This is a genomic window from Methylobacterium brachiatum (genome assembly GCF_900113845.1).
GTDB classification, from domain to species: Bacteria; Pseudomonadota; Alphaproteobacteria; order Rhizobiales; family Beijerinckiaceae; genus Methylobacterium; species Methylobacterium brachiatum.
The window spans coordinates 1-16903 of sequence record NZ_FOQW01000038.1; the positions used below are offsets into that span (position 1 = coordinate 1).

Here is a 16903-nt window from a genome sequence, read left to right on the forward strand (position 1 = left end):
CCGTCTCGATGATGTCGCCGATCGTCTGGGTCTTCTCCGACAGGCTGACGATGTTGCCGGCCACGGCCTCCGCCTGCTCGCGGATCGCGTCCATGGCCTTGGCGGTGTCGGAGACCGCGCGCAAACCCTGGCGGGAGGTCTGGGCGGTGGCCTGGGCGGTGGCGATCACCTCGGTGGCGCGCTTGCCGATCTGCGCGCCGGAATGGGTGATCTCGTCCACCGTGGCGGCGGTCTCCTGCACGGCGGCGAATTGCTCCTCCACCGAGGCCGCCTGCTGCTGGGCCGAGGCGCGGATCTCGGCGGCGGCGGCGTTGAGGTCGGCGGTGGCGGCGCGGTTCGTCCGGGCGAGATCGGACAGGCCGTCCACCATCGCGTTCAGCGTGCGCCCCAGGCGCGCGATCTCGTCGCCGCCGCGCATGTCGAGCTTGCCCGAGAGGTCGCCGGAGCCGACCCGCTCGACGAAGGCCATGACGGTCTCCAGCGGGTGCACCACGGCGCGGCGGATCATCCAGGTGACCAGCATCGCCAGCAGGACCGCCGCGGCGAGGGTCAGGTAGATCGACAGGCGCGAGCGCTCATAGACCTCGTGGGCGGCGCGCTGCCCCAGGGCCATGCCGCCGTCGAGCAGGGTGCGCAGGTTGGTGATGCCGCCCAGGAACGGCGCCTGCAGGCGGCTGATCTCGTCGTTGCGGGCCTCGACCCCGGCCACATCCTGCTGGGCGATGGCGGCGAACTGCGCCTCGCTCGCAGCCCGGACATCCCGGAACGAGCGCTGCACCTCGGCCGCCGCCGCGGCGATCCGGTCCCAGACGGCGTTGCGCTGGGCCGAGATCGAGAGCGTCCGGTACTCGCCGGCGAGCTGCATCGTGGTGGCCAGCGCGCTCTCGACCTGGGCCGCGGTCCGGCGCCACGCCGCCACGTTGTCGTCGGTGCGCGCCGGGCGGCCCTGGGCCTGCGACAGCAGCGCGATCACGGCGTTGCGGCGCAGGAGCCCGAGATCCCGGGCCTGGTTGCCGAGGTCGTCGAGCTGGCGCAGCACCGACATGTCGCGCCGGACGATGGCGTCGGTCGTGTCGCGGACCGCCCCGATCTGCTCGAGGGCGTAGAAGCCCAGGGCCACGATCACCACCGTGACGGCGACGAAGCCGAGGAGGATGCGTCTTCCGATCGAGAACGTCACGGTCGGGGCTGGCTCCGGTGATGGGGCGCGGGGGCGCGGACCTGAACAGTTAGGGCAGCACGCGACGCAGGAGGCGGGGCAGGTCGACGACGACGAAATCCGGTCGGCCGCCGCCGGCCGAAGCGGGGGCATAGCCCGAAGCGGCGGCGTTGCCCAACCCGGCGGGGTCGGCCGCCTCCGCCATCCCTGCGGCAGACGGTCCCGCCGCGGCGGCGATCCCCAGCACCCGGTCGACCGCCAGCGCCACGGGCTGGGCCTGGCCGCCGCGCAGCACCACGAGATGCCCGACCTCGCCCTCGGCCTCGGGCGGCGCTTCCGGCCGGCCGAGCGCCCGGGCGAGGCCGAGGACGCCGACGATCCGGCCCGAGAGGGCGATCAGGCCGAGCAGCGCCGGCACCGCCCCGGGCATCGGCGTGAACGGGCGCATCGGCAGCACGTGCGCGACCGCCGCGAGGGGAATCCCGTAGCGCTCGGTCCCGCAGGCGCAGACGAGGTGGTCGATGCCGGTCTCGGGTCCCGCGGCGGCCTGGCTGCGCCGGGCCAGGGACGCGGCGCGCTCGGCCCGGATGTCCCGCGCGGTTCTCGGCTTCGTCGCCTGCTCCGGTGCGCTTATGCGCGCGTCCATCAGGGCCTCCCGGTTCCGCCATCCGCGCCGAGCCCGGCGCGGGCCGCGGCCGCGCCGGCGGCGATCTCGCCCGCCGCGGCGCCGTCGCCCTCGAGCAGGAGGGTGTTCGGCCCGAGGGCTTGGCTGAGCGCGATGGCGTTGTCGAGAGCGCGGGCCGCCGCCTCGGGGCGGCCGAGCGCGATCAGCAGCAGCCCGAGATGGTAATGGGCCATCACGAAGCCCCGGTCGAGATAGAGCGCCGCCCGCAGGGCCCGCTCGGCCTCGACGTCCCGGCCGAGGGTGCGGGCGAGGAGCCCCTCGTAGAAGCGCAGGGCCGGATCGGTCGGGTCCCGCGCCAGGGCGTCGCGCAGCACCCGCCAGGCGGCGCCGGTCTCCCCGGCATCGGCGAGCGCACGGATGCGCGCGAGGTCGCCGGCCGGCGTCTCGCCATCGCCCAGGTCGAGGCTCGGCAGGAAAGCGGGCCGGGGCGGGGCGAGGATCGTCGCCACCGCGCTCTCGACGGGCTCGTCCGGCTCGTCCGCCTCGTGAATGCGCGGCACCGACCAGGCCGGCTCGAGTGCCTGCGGGACCGGCCGGGGCGCCAGCGTCGGCACCGCGTCGGCCAGGCGCCGATAGGCGACGGTCCCGGGCAGGCTGACCGGGTCGAGGAAGCCGGAGAAGGTCGGGTTGGGCTCGGCATGGCCGAGCAGCATCCAGCCGTCCGGCCGGAGGCGGCGACCGAGGCCGCGCACCACCGCGGCCACCGTCTCGGCCTCGAAATAGATCAGCACGTTGCGGCACAGGATCAGGTCGAAGCCCTCGCCCGGCGGGACCTTGGGCTCGACCAGGCTCAGGAGGTTGCCGCGCTCGAACCGCACCAGCGCGCGGTATTCCGGCCGCAGGGCGAAGCCGCCCTCGCGCCGGATCCCGGGGGCGGGGGGCAGGCGCGTAAAGTAGCGCAGGCGGTCCTCCGGCGGCATGGTCCGGAGCGCCCAGCGCCCGTACTCGGCCGCCCGGGCGGTCGCCAGCGCCTCGACGCTGATATCGGTGCCGAGGATCACGATCCGCCAGTCGGGCAGGGCATCGCCCAGGGCCTCGCGCACCAGGATCGCCAGGGAATAGGGCTCGGCCCCGGTCGAGCATCCCGCGCTCCAGATCCGCAGGGTGCGGTCGTGCCGATGCGCCGCGATCAGCGCCGGCAGGATCGTCTCGCGCAGGGCCTGGAACTGCTCGGCGTAGCGGAAGAAGAAGGTCTCGCCGACCGTGATCTCGGCCTCGAGATTGGCCCATTCCGCCTCGCCCCGGGACCGGTCGGCCAGCAGGGCGCTGTAGGCGGCGCAATCGGCGATCGCGGTGGCCCGGAAGCGCCGGTGCAGGCGCTCGGTCAGGAGCTCGTCCTTGTCGATGTAATAATGATGGCCGGTGCGCGCGATGATCCGCGCCTTCAGCGCGGCATAGGCCGGGTCGCCACCCGGATCGGGGCGGGAAGGAACGAAGCGCGGCATCGCCGATCACGCGGACGGGGGCAGGGCGGCCAGGCGCTCGGCCGCCGCCCGGGTCAGCGCCGCGACCCGTTCCCGCTCCTGCGCGGTCAGCAGGCTCTCGGGGGAGAGGGCGTGGACGAGCCGGTCGCCGATCACGAGCTCGGCCGCCACGCAGCCGTTGAGCGTCCCGGCCTCCTCGGCCGGCCGGATCGCGTCCTCGGGCACGATCACCAGATCGGCGGCGCGGTCGACCAGATAGGCGACCGCATCGTCCCGGGTGAGCACCAGATGCGCGTAGAGGCCGGGCCGGGTGGCGGCCGGGCGCAGGCCGAGGAGCGGCGCCAGATCGATCACCGGGATCGGCGCGCCGCCGAGATTGAGGAAGCCGGCGAGCCAGCCGCCGGTCGCCGGGGGCTTGTGCAGGTCCGGCAGCGGCAGGATCTCGGAGACGGCCGCGCGCGGCAGGGCGCAGGGCGTGCCGGCGATGTCGAGGAGCAGATAGGCCGAACCGCTGCTGGCCAAAGCCGCCCCCTCCCGTACGCATCGCGGCCCCGCCGGGACAGGCCGCGCAATAGGCCCCCGCCCCCCGGCAGGCAATGACCCGATCCCGGCATCCAACACCGGATCGCGGCGCCAGGGAACCATGTCTCCCCTCAGCCGCTTATTTTCCGACGCAGCGGCAAAGCCCAGACGACGGGCGACGCCTCGCCTGCGACTGTCTACGCCAGGGATTGATCATGAGGAAACTTCTGTTGGCCGCCGCGTCGCTGACGCTGCTCGCGGGCTCCGCCTACGCCCAGGGCAACGCGCCCTACAACAATTCCGGCGCACAGGCCGGTGGTCCCCGTGGCGGCCTGGAGCGCGCCGGCGAAGCCGCCGCGATGGAGCAGGGCGCCGCCCCGGCCCAGCGTCCGGTCATGCGCAAGCGCATGAAGCACAAGCGGATGATGAAGCATCATCGCCGGTCGCGTCACCACCAGATGTGAGCAGCCCGGGCGCGCCGCCAAGCGGCGTCACCGGCTCGATCAGGCCTGCCGCAGCCGCGGCAGGCTTTTTTGTTGGGTTTTCCGGTCGCGGCCTACGGCGGTCGCACGGCCGGCTCTGCAGGTCGCGACGCGCCCCTCCCGCGCGGGCCAGCGGATTCACCCCATCGTTTCGGCATCAAGCGCTTGCGGCGCCGCGCTTTTCTTCTCCCCTTGCGGGCTACGATGTTCACACATCGCTGCCGGACGCGAACCAAGGCCAACCCCAGACGCGCCTCCCTCCCCCCTCTGCGGGGGAGGGTGGGCCGGCCGTCAGGCCGGGTCGGGACAGGGGAACCCGGGTTCAGGACAAGGCGTGGCCGGCATGACGGGCGAAGCCCTATTCTGCCGCGTCGCTCCCCTCTCCCGACCCCCTTCGGGGGCCACCCTCCCCCGCAGAGGGGGGAGGGAGGGCGCGTGTCGGCCTCGGAGAGACGTCTCTTGCAGCCGAGAACCGTCCGGACCGTGTTCTGTGAAGCCGCCCGCCCGCACGGGAGAGGGGCCAGGGGTGGCGCAGGCGGCACCGCTGCGCCACTTCCGGGACCACCCACCAATTCCCTCCCCGCAAGGGGGGAGGAGCGCGTGTTCCACCTTTCGTCACGACCTGCGCATGTCCGCGCCCCTGCGGGACAGACGACCCGCACCGCGACCGGCAGCGTGCGAGTTCGGTCACCCCAATGGAGCGGGCCTTCGCCACCCCCGCGACCTGTGCGCATCCGATCCGCCGCGTGCCCAACCCGGTTGCCCGGCCGCCCCGGCGGGTTCACTCTCGTGCGAAAGCCGACCACCCCACAGAGTGTTCGCAAACGAACATCCCCAGGCCGGACGGGCCGGGGAACGCCAGGAGTCTCGATGTCACGACCGCTCGATCGGAGATCCGAGGACAGGGTCGAGGCCACCGGGGTCGAGGCGCGGCGCAGCGCCATCGTGGCGGCCGTGCGCCAGCGGGGCTTCGTCACGATCGAGGCCCTGGCCGCGCAGTTCGGCGTTACCGTCCAGACGATCCGGCGGGACCTGAACGAGCTGAGCGCCGAGGGCCGGCTCGAGCGTTACCGGGGCGGCGGCGGGTTGCCGTCGAGCGTCGAGAACATCGACTATGCCGACCGGCGGGTGACGCTCCTGCCGGAGAAGACCCGGATCGGCCGGTTGGCGGCCAGCCGGATCCCGTCGCATTGCTCGGTCTTCGTCAATATCGGCACGACCCCCGAGGCGGTCGCCCGGGAATTGACCCGGCACGACGACCTCAGCGTCATCACCAACAACCTCAACGTCGCGCTCTCCCTGGCCGAGGCCACGGAATTCCACATCGTCGTGGCCGGCGGCACCGTGCGCAACCGCGACGGCGCGGTGCTCGGCCAGCTCACCTGCGACACGCTCAGCCAGTTCCGGGTGGACGTGGCGGTGATCGGCATCAGCGGCATCGACGCCGACGGCGCGCTGCTCGACTACGATTACGAGGAGGTGCGGGCGACGCAGACCATCCTGGCCCATGCCCGCAAGACCTTCCTGGTCGCCGACCACACCAAGTTCACCCGGCGCCCGATGGTGCAGGTCGGGCGGCTGGATCAGGTGGATACCTTCTTCACCGACCGGATGCCGCCGCCCGAGATCGTCGCGATGATCGAGCGCCAGGGGGTCACCCTGGCGGTGGCCGACGACGAACCGTAACGAACATGCGTTTTTTCGCTTGCGAAAATCGGCAGGCGGCTCAATATATCTTGAACCTGCCATTCAGGGCGGGAGAGGAGGAACAATGCCGGCTGCACCGCGCCAGCACGCGCCGTCCGACGCCTACGATCTCCTGGTCATCGGCGGCGGCATCAACGGCACCGGAATCGCGCGCGATGCGTCGGGCCGCGGCCTGTCGGTCCTGCTGGCCGAGCGCGGGGACCTGGCCGGCTTCACCTCCTCGTCCTCGACGAAGCTGATCCACGGCGGGCTGCGCTACCTCGAATATTACGAGTTCCGTCTGGTCCGCGAGGCCCTGGCCGAGCGCGAGCGGCTGCTGCGTCAGGCCCCCCACGTGATCTGGCCCCTGCGCTTCGTGCTGCCTCACGACGAGGGCCTGCGCCCGGCCTGGATGCTGCGGCTCGGCCTGTTCCTGTACGACCACCTCGCCCGGCTGCGGACCCTGCCGGGCTCGAAGTCGGTGGACCTGCGCACTTCGCCCTACGGCGCGCCGCTGCAGAAGCGGCTGACCAAGGGCTTCGTCTATTCGGATTGCTGGGTCGAGGACAGCCGCCTGGTGGTGCTCAACGCCATGGATGCCCGCGAGCGCGGCGCCACGGTCCTGACCCGTACCGGCGTCGTCTCGGCACGGCGCGAGGGTGAGGGCTGGGTCGCGACCTTGCGCGACGAGCGCACCGGAACCGAGCGGACGGTCCGGGCCAGGGCCGTGGTCAACGCCGCCGGCCCCTGGGTCAGCGCGACGCTGGGCGGCACGCTCGGCATCAACAGCCGCGCGGCGGTCCGCCTGATCAAGGGCAGCCACATCGTGGTCAAGCGCCTGTTCCCGGGCGACCAGGCCTATATCCTGCAGCAGCCCGACAAGCGGATCATCTTCGCGATCCCCTACGAGCGCGACTTCACGCTGATCGGCACCACCGACGTGCCCTATGACGGCGAGCCCGGCCCGGTCTCGATCTCCCCGGAGGAGACCGATTACCTCTGCGGCTGCATCAACCGCTCGTTCGACACCCGCATCACCCCGGCGGACGTCGTCTGGAGCTATTCGGGCGTGCGCCCGCTCTACGACGACGCGGCCGAGAACGCCTCGGCGGTGACCCGCGACTACGTCCTCGACGTGGAGGACCAGGGCGGCAAGGCGGCGGTGCTCTCGGTGTTCGGCGGCAAGATCACCACCTACCGGCGCCTGGCCGAGCACGCGATCGAGAAGCTCAAGCCGTTCTTCCCCGGCCTCAAGCCGGCCTGGACCGGCGAGGCGGTCCTGCCCGGCGGCGCCATGCCGGATGCGGATTTCGACCAGTTCCTGGCCAAGCTCCAGGCGGAGAAGCCGTTCCTGCTGGCCGAGACCGCGCGGCGCCTCGCCCGCGCCTACGGGACCAAGGCCCGCGAGATCGTCGGGACCGCGCAGTCGATGGCCGATCTCGGCGAGGCGTTCGACGGCGGCCTGACCGCGGCCGAGGTCGATTACCTGCGCGTCGCGGAATGGGCGGTCACCGCCGAGGACATCCTCTGGCGCCGCTCGAAGCTCGGCCTGCGCACCAGCCCGGAGAGCGCCGCGCGCCTGTCCGCCTACCTCGACCGCAGGGCTGAGGCTGCTTGATTGTGTCGAACCCGAGCCGGCGCGAGACCGGTCGGGCCTAACCAGGGAGGGAACGATGAGCCGTTACGTCGGGGCCATCGACCAGGGCACCACGAGCAGCCGCTTCATGGTGTTCGATCGCGAGGGCAGCGTCATCGCGCTGGCCCAGGCCGAGCACGCGCAGATCTATCCGGCTCCCGGCCATGTCGAGCACGACGCCGCCGAGATCTGGACCAAGACGCAGGCCGTGATGCGCGAGGCCCTGGACAAGGCCGGCCTCCAGCCCACCGACCTCGCCGCGGTCGGCATCACCAACCAGCGCGAGACCACGCTGATCTGGGACCGGCGCACCGGCAAGCCGCTCCACAACGCCCTGGTCTGGCAGGATACCCGCAACGACCGGCTGGTCGCCGAGTTCGCCCGGGACGGCGGCCGCGACCGGTTCCGCGACCTCACCGGCCTGCCGCTGGCGAGCTATTTTTCCGGGCTGAAGCTGCGCTGGCTGCTCGACCATGTCGAGGGTGCCCGGGAGCGGGCCGAGGCCGGCGACGTGCTGTTCGGCAACATCGACACCTGGCTGGTCTGGAACCTCACCGGCGGCACCGAGGGCGGGCTGCACGTCACCGATGTGACCAATGCCAGCCGCACGCAGCTGATGTCGCTGAAGTCCCTGGAATGGGACGACGGCATGCTGGCGACCTTCGGCATCCCGAAGGCGATGCTGCCAAAAATCGTCTCGTCGAGCGAGGTCTATGGCGAGACCAAGGCGCCGTTCGCGGGCGTGCCGATCGCCGGCATCCTGGGCGACCAGCAGGCGGCCCTGTTCGGCCAGACCTGCTTCAGTCCGGGCGAGGCCAAGAACACCTACGGCACCGGCTGCTTCGCGCTGATGAACACCGGCACCGAGCCGGTCCCGTCCAAGGCCGGCCTGGTCACGACCCTGGCCTACCGGCTCGACGGCGAGAAGCCGGCCTACGCCCTGGAGGGCTCGATCGCCATCACCGGCGCCCTGGTGCAGTGGCTGCGCGACAACCTCCACATGATCAAGGATTCGGCCGAGGTCGAGACGCTGGCCACCACGGTCGAGGACAATGGCGGCGTCTACTTCGTGCCGGCCTTCTCGGGCCTCTACGCGCCGCACTGGAACGAGGGCGCCCGCGGGCTGATCATCGGGCTCACCCGCTACGTCAATCGCGGCCACATCGCCCGCTCGGTGCTGGAGGCGACCGCCTTCCAGACCCACGAGGTGCTGGACGCGATGGCCAAGGATTCCGGGATCCCCGTCAAGGAGCTGCGCGCCGACGGCGGCATGGTCGCCAACAACACGCTGATGCAGTTCCAGGCCGACATGCTCGACGTGCCGGTGGTGCGCCCGAAGGTCTCCGAGACCACGGCGCTCGGGGCCGCCTACGCGGCGGGCCTCGCGGTTGGCTACTGGAAGGGCCTCGACGACCTCAAGCGCAACTGGGGCGTCGACAAGCGCTGGACCCCGAAGATGGATGCCGGCCAGCGCGAGAAGATCGCCGCCGCCTGGGGTCGGGCGGTGCAGCGCTCCTTCGACTGGAAGCTCGACGAGGATTGAGGGGGCGCCTTCGGGCCGGATCACGCCCACCCGCGACCTCATCCTGCGGTGCTGCGCAGCAGCCTCGAAGGAGGGCTCCTTCGAGGCCTCCGCTCCGGCACCTCAGGATGCGGGAAGAGATCGGAAGGCCGACAGAGATCGACCACCATCTCAAAGACTTAGACGCTCGAACAAGCTGTAAAGCCTTACAATAAACAGCAAACGGGGGAGATAGACCATGACGTCGCCATTCCTGGGTGAATTCCTCGGTACGATGACGCTGATCGTGCTGGGAGACGGCGTCGTCGCCGGCGCCCTGCTCAAGCGGTCCAAGGGTGAGGGCGCCGGCTGGATCGCCATCACGGCCGGCTGGGCCTTCGGGGTTCTCGCCGGGATCTTCGTCGCCACCGCCACCGGCAGCCCGGACGCGCATCTCAACCCCGCCGTGACCGTGGCGGGCGCCGTCGGCTCCGGGGATTTCTCGAAGCTCTGGGTCTACATCCCGGCCCAGATGCTCGGCGCCTTCGCGGGCGCGGCGATCGTCTGGCTGCACTACCTGCCCCACTGGGCCGCGACGCCCGAGCCGGATCTCAAGCTCGCCTGCTTCTGCACCGGGCCGGCGATCCGCGACGCCAAGGCCAACTGGACCTCGGAGATCATCGCCACCTTCTTCCTGATCCTGACCATCTCGGCGCTGGTGACCAACACGCTCGGCGCCTCCGGGGCGATCCCGCGCGGAGTCGCGCCCTACATGGTCGGCATGCTGGTCTGGGGCATCGGCCTCTCGCTCGGCGGCACCACCGGCTACGCGATCAACCCCGCCCGCGACCTCGGGCCGCGCATCGCCCACGCGGTGCTGCCGATCGCCGGCAAGGGCTCGTCCGACTGGGGCTACGCGCTCGTCCCGGTGGGCGGCCCGGTGATCGGGGCCGTGCTGGCGGGGCTGCTGGTGCGGGCGCTCGGGATCTGAGGCTGCGGGCACCTGCGTTCCGAAGACCCTTCCGGCACGCGAGGCCGGCATGATCTGAAGCAGCGTGGGCGCCGGACACGCTCCAGCGTCCGCCGCCGAGTAACCGGCGGTCGCGGGAACGCCGGATTACTCTGGCTCCGACTCAGGCCGGCGGCACTCCGGATGCTGCGGGCTCGCGGCAGCGATGGATCCGGAGATCACCGGCAGGCCCGCAAACCGCTCCGACGGGCAGAGACGCACCGGTCTGCGCTCGGCCTCCGAAATCCCGAACGTGCTGCCATCCGTCAAAACGGGGCCTCTCTCGATCAGATAGGCCGCCAGCATTTCCGTCCGCGCCATCAAAAGCTTCAGGTCGCCTGCCGCGCTGATGAGCTCCAGCTCGCGGTCGACGAATTTGCGCAGCCCGTGCGTGACGATGCCGACGCCGCCGGTCCGCGCATCGCGAAAAGGATGGATGCCCACCCAGAGCGGGACCGGAAAACGCGGGTATGGCGCGAAGGCGTCTTTGCCCATTTCGGCCCAGAACTGTGGCGGCTGGGCGACCTCGGCATCCCAGACGACGCCGAGAGAATCCGGTGCGAGGCTGAGCAGCCCGTCGACGATGGCGCTCGTCATGCGAGCCGCCGGGAGCAGATGCTCTTGCTGGCCCATGATCGTCACGATCAGGTGCAAAGTGCTCTCCCGAAATGCCGCGCCGGCGCCGGGCTACAAGATCGAGGCCCGTGCGATCAGATGCTCATCGATCGGCAATGGAGCCTCGATCGACATGACGGCGACGAGGCGGCCTGAGCACTTCAGGAGCGGACTCGGTCGCGCATCGGCACCCGTCGGTGAGCTGCCCGTGCCCACACCCTCGACGGCGAGGTCTGGATAACGCTGACGCAGCACGGTCACCAGCTGCGCCAAGTCCGGCGAGATCGGCCTTTTCAGCAGAATATAGGCAAGCGGCCCAGCCATCAATTCTACCTTATAGATCTTGATTGATACTTGATTAGCGCATTGCACCACGTCAATAGCGTTTTGCAAAACTCCCGATCACCGGCGATTCTCCCGTTCCTCGCCACGCCACAGGCTGGGGATGAGAGGCCCGGACCCGTGCTGTCCTCGGCCATGGGCAGCGTCGGCGACGCGTTTCGCGTTTGGGCCGAGCGGGACGACGATCGGCTTGACCCTGCCCAGCGCGATGGCGATCCTGCCCGTCGGGCCGAGCCGCGGCATCAGGTCCGGCCGGGCATTCACCGGTCGAGGAAAACTAGCACATGGTCCGGGAAACGGGATCCGGGACGGTGTGCTAGGTCTCCGCCCCGACATCCCTCTCAACGGGAACCGGGGGGTGTCGCGCCGCAGCGTCGCGGCGGTTTGCGGGCGGCGGGCAGAACCTCTAGATCAGTCCCCAGTGACCGACCGCGCCTCCGGGCGCCTCCCCGCGGTGTGGCAGCCCCCGACCCATGGCCGTCGTCCTCGATATCCTGAAGAACGATCCGCGCTCGGCGCGCCTGCGCCATCCCGAGAAGGCGCACCGGCCGGACCAGCCCGTCCAGGCCAAGAAGCCGGACTGGATCCGGGTCAAGGCGCCGGGCTCCAAGGCCTGGACCGAGACCCAGAAGATCGTCCGCGAGCACGGCCTCGTCACGGTCTGCGAGGAAGCCGGCTGCCCCAATATCGGCGAGTGCTGGGAGAAGCGGCACGCCACCTTCATGATCATGGGCGACACCTGCACGCGGGCCTGCGCGTTCTGCAACGTCCGCACCGGCCTGCCCGACGCCCTCGATCAGCACGAACCGGAGAAGATCGGCGACTCGGTGGCCAAGCTCGGCCTGCACCACGTCGTGATCACCTCGGTGGACCGGGACGACCTGAAGGATGGCGGCGCCCAGCATTTCGCCCGGACCATCGCGGCGATCCGCACGGCGAGCCCCGGCACCACGGTGGAGATCCTCACCCCCGACTTCCTGCGCAAGGACGGGGCCCTCGAAGTCGTGGTCGCGGCCAAGCCCGACGTGTTCAATCACAACCTGGAGACGGTGCCGGCCAAGTACCTGACGGTGCGGCCCGGCGCCCGCTACTTCCACTCGGTGCGCCTGCTGCAGCGGGTGAAGGAGCTCGACCCGTCGATCTTCACCAAGTCCGGCATCATGGTCGGGCTCGGCGAGGAGCGGAACGAGGTGCTCCAGCTCATGGACGACCTGCGCTCGGCCGATGTCGACTTCCTGACCATCGGCCAGTACCTGCAGCCGTCGAAGAAGCACCACGAGGTCGTGCGCTTCATTCCGCCCGACGAGTTCAAGACCTACGAGACCACCGCCTACGCCAAGGGCTTCCTGCTGGTCTCGGCCACGCCCCTGACCCGCTCGTCGCACCATGCCGGCGAGGATTTCGCGCGGCTGCAGGCGGCCCGCCTCGCCAAGCTGTCGCCCGCGCTCTCGGCCTGAGAAAGTCCCGACACCGATGCCGTCTTTCCGGGTTACCCGTGCGGTGCGGCATTCGCCGCAGCAGATGTACGATCTCGTGGCCGATGTGGAGCGCTATCCCGAGTTCCTGCCGCTGTGCGAATCCCTGCGGGTGATCCGCCGCCAGGACATGCCGGAGGGCGGACAGGTGCTGATCGCCGAGATGGGCGTCGGCTACAAGGCGATCCGCGAGCGCTTCACCACGCGGGTCAGCCTGGACCCGGACAACCGCAAGATCGTGGCCGAGTATATCGACGGCCCGTTCCGCCATCTGGAGAACCGCTGGCTGTTCAAGGAGGCGCCGGATGGCGGCTGCACCGTCGACTTCTTCATCACCTACGAGTTCAAGAGCCGGACGCTGGGCCTCCTGATGGGCACGATGTTCGACCGCGCCTTCCGCAAGTTCACCGACGCCTTCGAGGGACGGGCGGACCGGATGTACGGCACCGCCTGAGGGGGCTTTCGGTCGAGCGCGTCCGTCATCGCGCGCGCAGCGAGCTGACTCAGGGCTGCGTGCGGTCCCGGACCGTGGCGCTTCCCCGGTTTGCTCCGCTGCGCGCAAGGATGGGCCCGGCCCCGAAGGGATCCGGTCGCCTCGCCCGAGATGAGCCTCCGATCGCCTAGGTCGGGTGACCGAGTTGACAGCGTTGCGGCCTCACCGCCGGCGTTGCGCCAATATTGCACAGCTTGCGGCGCAGGCGCGGAACGACAGCATCTGCCCATGCACTGCCTTCAATCTCACTATATCGCCCGATAAAACCACGGCCGCCTGCAAGTCATACGCAGGACAGCGCCGTCGCGGCACTCAGCTTTACAGCTTCTTGGGAGCGTGCCAGCAAAACGCATCGGGATCCAATTGATTCCGTCGTTTTACTGACACTTTCAGGAATTGATCATGACGTACAGGAAGGCGGTGCTCGCCATTCCTCTGACGACGGCTGCCCTGACCACGCTGACGGCCTGCAACAGCACCGGCACGGCTTCGGGGGCGGCCCCGGCGGCGGCCGGTGCCAGCGCCGCGCCGGTCGCCCTGGCCGAGGACCGCTTCAGCCCGTCCTTCATCCACGCCCATCTCAAGGTCAGGCGCACCACGGTCGATCAGGTGCTGGCGCTGTACGGCCCTCCGGCGAGCCGGGACAACGTCGCCTCCCCGTCGGGGGATCGCAGCGTCATGACCTATATCCGGCCCGAGGCGGTCAAGGGCGGGGTCGGCGAAACGCTGGGCGCCATCGCGTCCCTGACCCCACTGGGGTCGTCGGCAGGCGAGGCCCTCTACCATGCCGGCGGCGCGGTCGACGGTGTCGAGAGCATCGCCGCCGCCTCCGCGGCCTCGTCCGCCAAGGCCCGGGGCGCCGGCAACAAGCTGGAGCTGGTCTTCGTGAACGGCCGCCTGGCCGACTGGCGCCTGCTGTAGCGCCGCGCCGCGGGGTGCGCGATCAGGCCCGGGCCGGAGCGGCGACATGCTCCGGCCGCACGCCCATCCCGATCATCCGGGCGGGCAGGGCCTGAAGGAACGGCAGCCGGTCGAGGATGCGCAGGGCCAGGGGCGCCCGGAACGGGGCGTCGGCCTTGAGCGCGGTGGCGATCACCCGGGCCTGGATCACCCGCTGCAGGATCTGGGTCGCCCGGACCGGGAACATCCGCCGGGCCTGGACGCGGGCCAGGTCGGCCTCGGTCACGCGCCCCGCCCGCAGGGGCTCGGCCAGGATGTTGGCCGCCGCCACCGCGTCCTGGATCGCCAGGTTGATGCCGACCCCGCCCACCGGCGACATGGCGTGGGCGGCATCGCCGATGCAGAGCAGGCCGGGACGGTGCCAGCGCGCCAGCCGGTCCACGGTCACGGTGAGGAGCTTCACCGCATCCCAATCGGCGATGGATTCGGTGCGGTCGGCCAGGAACGGCGCGATCTCGGCCACCGTCGCCCGGAAGGCCGGCAGTCCCTTGGCGCGAAGCGCCGCGTCGCCGCCCTTCGGGACCACGTAGGCGCATTGCCAGGCGTCGCCCCGGTCCAGCGTGATCAGGATGCGCCCCGGGCCGAACCGCCCGGCCGCCGCCTCCGGGTCGCCGTCCCGGCGCGGCAGGCGGAACCACAGCACGTCGATCGGCGCCCCGAAGGCCCGGGGCGCGAAGCCGGCGCGCGCGCGCATCCGCGAATGGCGGCCGTCGGCGCAGAGCACGAGGTCGGACTGGATCTCAACCGGCCCGTCCGGCCCCTCGGCCCGCACGCCCACGACCCGGCCCTCCGCCTCGATGAGGTCGCGGGCCTCGGTCCGACGGATCAGCCGGAACGCCGGATAGCGCCCGGCCTCACCGGCCAGAAAATCCAAAAAATCCCATTGCGGCATGAAGGACAGGAAGCGGTTGCGGGTCGGCAGGCGGCTGAAATCCGCGACCCGGTAGCTCCGGTCGTTCACGACGCCCGAGAAGGTCTCGACCCGCCGCTGGGGCAGGGCGCGGAACCGCTCGGCGAGGCCGAGCTCGTCCATGAGGTCGAGGGTGGAGGGGTGGATCGTGTCGCCGCGGAAGTCGCGCAGGAAATCGGCGTGCTTCTCCAGCACCGTGACGGCGATCCCGGCCCGGGCGAAGAGCAGGCCGGCCATCATCCCGGCCGGGCCGCCCCCGACGATGCAGAGCTGGGTCTTCAGGCCGTCCATCGAGCCCTCCGCACCTGATCAGTCCACGAGCGCCCCTTCGAGCAGGCCGAGCGCGTCCGCGACCGCCGCGCGGCGGATCGCGCCGCGGCCGAGGTCGCCGTAGCGTCGCTCCAGGTGGCGGCGCCCGCCCTGGCGCAGGGCGAGCCCGAAATGGACCAGCCCGACCGGCTTCTCGGCGCCGCCGCCGCCGGGGCCGGCGATGCCGGTGATCGCCACCGCGACCGTGGCGCGCGAGGCGGCGAGCGCCCCGCAGGCCATCGCCCGGCCGACCACCTCGCTGACGGCGCCGTGCCGGCGGATCAGGTCCATCGGCACCCCGATCGCCTCCGCCTTGGCCTCGTTCGAGTAGGTGACGTAGCCGCGCTCCACCACCGCCGAGGAGCCCGGCACCGCGGTGAGCAGCCCCGCCACCAGCCCGCCGGTGCAGGATTCGGCCGTGACGATGGTGCGTCCGGCCTCGGCATAGGCGGCGACCAGCGCCGCGGCGCGGTCGAGAAGCTCCGTGTCGTCGATCATGCGCGAGGCTCGCCCTGGGCCGGAGCGCCCTATCTCGTGTTGTGACCCAAGCCCGGCCCCGGCTCAAGGACCGGCGGCCCCCACAGGAGACTCCGACCCGATGATCTTCCCCGCGACCACGGCCGTCTACGCCGCGCTGCTCGCCCTCGTGTATCTCGGCCTATCTGGCTGGGTGATGGGTTCCCGCGTCTCCGGCAACGTCCTGTTCGGCGACGGCGGCGACGAATCCATGCTCAAGCGGGTCCGCTCGCACGCCAACTTTTCCGAATACGTGCCGCTGGCGCTGATCCTGGTCGGTCTCCTGGAAGCCGGCGGCGGCAGCCACGGCCTCGTCCAGGGGCTGCTGATCGCCCTGCTGGTCGGCCGCATCCTGCACCCGATCGGCATGTTCGCCGCGCCCAACTCCCCCCGCCAATTCGCCTGCCGGGGCGGCGGCATCCTGCTGACGCTGGCCGTGCTCGCCATCGCGGCGATCGCGCTGCTCCTGCGGACGGCGTGATTCGTTTTTGGATGGGGGCGGCTGGGATCGAACGGTGCGTTCGTGGCCTCCGACAGGGTGCCCAGGGCATGATGGGCGCCCATCCAACCAAATCCCCGCATCCTGAGGTGACGAAGCGCAGCGGAGGCCTCGAAGGAGGCCTCCAGCCGGCCGCGCGATCCCTGGAGGGCTCCTGCGAGGCTCGCTGCGCTCGCACCTCAGGATGAGAGAGAGTGGGATGGACCCTTTGCGTGCATCAGCCCTCATAGCGGGTTGACCGATTGCCGTCTGACGTCATGCCGTCGAGGCAAGATCCGCAACCGGCTCTCCCTTCCGTGGCTACCGGCTACATCGGTTTAAAGCGCAGGTGTCGCTGCAGACCGCGACGCGCCCCCTTGTATCTGGCGGTCGGCCCTTTGGGATGGTGAGATGAGGGCTGCGCGAGGGTCGGTGGCCGCCGACCCTCGCGCGCGGTCTCTGACGCCCGTCCCCCCTCAGGCCACAACCGTGGGAGAGCTTTGGGACCGGAGGCCGCCTCGTCACGCACGACCGGACAGTCGCTCGACAGCCCGTCGCATGGACAAGGCAGGTTACCGTGACAGACATCATCTGTGGAGTGGATGTCGGCGCCGCCACGCTGGATGCCCGCATTGGCCGCCACGGTCCGTGGCGACAGGTCGCCAACACCCCGGACGGCCATGCCGAACTCGCGACGTTCT

General features: G+C 70.8%; 17 protein-coding genes. 9 read left to right on the forward strand and 8 right to left on the reverse strand.

Annotated elements, in window-relative coordinates:
• From BMZ47_RS27350 to BMZ47_RS27365, 4 genes are all read right to left on the reverse strand, one after another.
• On the reverse strand, positions 1 to 1180 hold a 1180-nt coding region (locus tag BMZ47_RS27350; protein ID WP_091865519.1), incomplete at its 3' end, for a methyl-accepting chemotaxis protein.
• A 49-nt stretch (positions 1181 to 1229) separates the two neighbouring features.
• Positions 1230 to 1805, reverse strand: a complete 576-nt coding sequence (locus BMZ47_RS27355) for a chemotaxis protein CheW (RefSeq protein WP_091865522.1) — start codon at positions 1803 to 1805, stop codon at positions 1230 to 1232.
• Complete coding sequence (locus tag BMZ47_RS27360; protein WP_091865525.1) at positions 1805 to 3289, reverse strand: CheR family methyltransferase; 1485 nt, start codon at positions 3287 to 3289, stop codon at positions 1805 to 1807. Before BMZ47_RS27360 ends, BMZ47_RS27355 begins: the two co-directional genes overlap by 1 nt.
• 6 nt (positions 3290 to 3295) lie before the next feature.
• Complete coding sequence (locus BMZ47_RS27365; protein WP_007562965.1) at positions 3296 to 3790, reverse strand: chemotaxis protein CheW; 495 nt, start codon at positions 3788 to 3790, stop codon at positions 3296 to 3298.
• A gap of 215 nt (positions 3791 to 4005) precedes the next feature.
• On the opposite strand from BMZ47_RS27365, the gene BMZ47_RS27370 reads away from it, so the two are divergent.
• From BMZ47_RS27370 to BMZ47_RS27395, 5 genes are all read left to right on the forward strand, one after another.
• Complete coding sequence (locus tag BMZ47_RS27370) at positions 4006 to 4254, forward strand: hypothetical protein (RefSeq protein WP_007562963.1); 249 nt, start codon at positions 4006 to 4008, stop codon at positions 4252 to 4254.
• Between the two features lie 888 nt (positions 4255 to 5142).
• A complete protein-coding gene (locus BMZ47_RS27380) occupies positions 5143 to 5958 on the forward strand; it encodes a DeoR/GlpR family DNA-binding transcription regulator (RefSeq protein ID WP_007562961.1) in 816 nt (271 codons plus the stop codon).
• Positions 5959 to 6043: 85 nt separating this feature from the next.
• Positions 6044 to 7576: a glycerol-3-phosphate dehydrogenase gene (gene glpD / locus BMZ47_RS27385; protein WP_091865531.1), complete on the forward strand. Its 1533-nt coding sequence runs from the start codon at positions 6044 to 6046 to the stop codon at positions 7574 to 7576.
• A gap of 55 nt (positions 7577 to 7631) precedes the next feature.
• Positions 7632 to 9137 carry a glycerol kinase GlpK gene (gene glpK, locus BMZ47_RS27390; protein WP_007562957.1) on the forward strand — a complete coding sequence of 502 codons (1506 nt, stop codon included), beginning with the start codon at positions 7632 to 7634 and terminating at the stop codon, positions 9135 to 9137.
• Positions 9138 to 9354: 217 nt separating this feature from the next.
• On the forward strand, positions 9355 to 10086 hold the full coding sequence (locus tag BMZ47_RS27395; protein WP_091865534.1) for an MIP/aquaporin family protein: 732 nt from the start codon (positions 9355 to 9357) through the stop codon (positions 10084 to 10086).
• Between the two features lie 126 nt (positions 10087 to 10212).
• Here the strand turns inward: BMZ47_RS27395 and BMZ47_RS27400 are convergent, their stop codons facing one another.
• Both BMZ47_RS27400 and BMZ47_RS27405 read right to left on the reverse strand, forming a co-directional pair.
• A complete protein-coding gene (locus BMZ47_RS27400; protein ID WP_091865536.1) occupies positions 10213 to 10758 on the reverse strand; it encodes a DUF4261 domain-containing protein in 546 nt (181 codons plus the stop codon).
• A gap of 33 nt (positions 10759 to 10791) precedes the next feature.
• Complete coding sequence (locus BMZ47_RS27405) at positions 10792 to 11043, reverse strand: hypothetical protein (protein ID WP_091865539.1); 252 nt, start codon at positions 11041 to 11043, stop codon at positions 10792 to 10794.
• Between the two features lie 491 nt (positions 11044 to 11534).
• Between BMZ47_RS27405 and lipA the strand changes: the two genes are divergently transcribed.
• The 3 genes from lipA to BMZ47_RS27420 all read left to right on the forward strand — a co-directional run bounded on the left by lipA (position 11535) and on the right by BMZ47_RS27420 (position 13950).
• Positions 11535 to 12518: a lipoyl synthase gene (lipA, locus tag BMZ47_RS27410; protein WP_050733528.1), complete on the forward strand. Its 984-nt coding sequence runs from the start codon at positions 11535 to 11537 to the stop codon at positions 12516 to 12518.
• 16 nt (positions 12519 to 12534) lie between these two features.
• Positions 12535 to 12990: a type II toxin-antitoxin system RatA family toxin gene (locus tag BMZ47_RS27415; protein ID WP_007562951.1), complete on the forward strand. Its 456-nt coding sequence runs from the start codon at positions 12535 to 12537 to the stop codon at positions 12988 to 12990.
• Between the two features lie 441 nt (positions 12991 to 13431).
• Positions 13432 to 13950 (forward strand): hypothetical protein, encoded by a 519-nt coding sequence (locus tag BMZ47_RS27420; protein ID WP_091865542.1) that lies wholly within the window; start codon positions 13432 to 13434, stop codon positions 13948 to 13950.
• Between the two features lie 22 nt (positions 13951 to 13972).
• On the opposite strand, the gene BMZ47_RS27425 is transcribed toward BMZ47_RS27420, so the two are convergent.
• Positions 13973 to 15190 (reverse strand): FAD-dependent oxidoreductase, encoded by a 1218-nt coding sequence (locus BMZ47_RS27425; protein WP_091865545.1) that lies wholly within the window; start codon positions 15188 to 15190, stop codon positions 13973 to 13975.
• An 18-nt stretch (positions 15191 to 15208) separates the two neighbouring features.
• Positions 15209 to 15706, reverse strand: coding sequence for a CinA family protein (locus BMZ47_RS27430; protein WP_091865548.1), 498 nt, complete (start codon positions 15704 to 15706; stop codon positions 15209 to 15211).
• Between the two features lie 100 nt (positions 15707 to 15806).
• Between BMZ47_RS27430 and BMZ47_RS27435 the strand changes: the two genes are divergently transcribed.
• Entirely contained in the window at positions 15807 to 16205 is a 399-nt protein-coding gene (locus tag BMZ47_RS27435) for an MAPEG family protein (protein WP_007562942.1), read from the forward strand.
• Positions 16206 to 16903: the final 698 nt, after the last annotated feature.

Bases quoted from the DNA above. Each gene is read 5' to 3' on its own strand.
- BMZ47_RS27370 (WP_007562963.1), top strand. From the start codon at position 4,006: ATGAGGAAACTTCTGTTGGCCGCCGCGTCGCTGACGCTGCTCGCGGGC.
- BMZ47_RS27355 (WP_091865522.1), bottom strand. From the start codon at position 1,805: ATGGACGCGCGCATAAGCGCACCGGAGCAGGCGACGAAGCCGAGAACC.
- glpK (WP_007562957.1), top strand. From the start codon at position 7,632: ATGAGCCGTTACGTCGGGGCCATCGACCAGGGCACCACGAGCAGCCGC.
- lipA (WP_050733528.1), top strand. From the start codon at position 11,535: ATGGCCGTCGTCCTCGATATCCTGAAGAACGATCCGCGCTCGGCGCGC.
- BMZ47_RS27435 (WP_007562942.1), top strand. From the start codon at position 15,807: ATGATCTTCCCCGCGACCACGGCCGTCTACGCCGCGCTGCTCGCCCTC.
- glpD (WP_091865531.1), top strand. From the start codon at position 6,044: ATGCCGGCTGCACCGCGCCAGCACGCGCCGTCCGACGCCTACGATCTC.
- BMZ47_RS27420 (WP_091865542.1), top strand. From the start codon at position 13,432: ATGACGTACAGGAAGGCGGTGCTCGCCATTCCTCTGACGACGGCTGCC.
- BMZ47_RS27405 (WP_091865539.1), bottom strand. From the start codon at position 11,043: ATGGCTGGGCCGCTTGCCTATATTCTGCTGAAAAGGCCGATCTCGCCG.
- BMZ47_RS27430 (WP_091865548.1), bottom strand. From the start codon at position 15,706: ATGATCGACGACACGGAGCTTCTCGACCGCGCCGCGGCGCTGGTCGCC.
- BMZ47_RS27415 (WP_007562951.1), top strand. From the start codon at position 12,535: ATGCCGTCTTTCCGGGTTACCCGTGCGGTGCGGCATTCGCCGCAGCAG.
- BMZ47_RS27380 (WP_007562961.1), top strand. From the start codon at position 5,143: ATGTCACGACCGCTCGATCGGAGATCCGAGGACAGGGTCGAGGCCACC.
- BMZ47_RS27395 (WP_091865534.1), top strand. From the start codon at position 9,355: ATGACGTCGCCATTCCTGGGTGAATTCCTCGGTACGATGACGCTGATC.
- BMZ47_RS27425 (WP_091865545.1), bottom strand. From the start codon at position 15,190: ATGGACGGCCTGAAGACCCAGCTCTGCATCGTCGGGGGCGGCCCGGCC.
- BMZ47_RS27360 (WP_091865525.1), bottom strand. From the start codon at position 3,289: ATGCCGCGCTTCGTTCCTTCCCGCCCCGATCCGGGTGGCGACCCGGCC.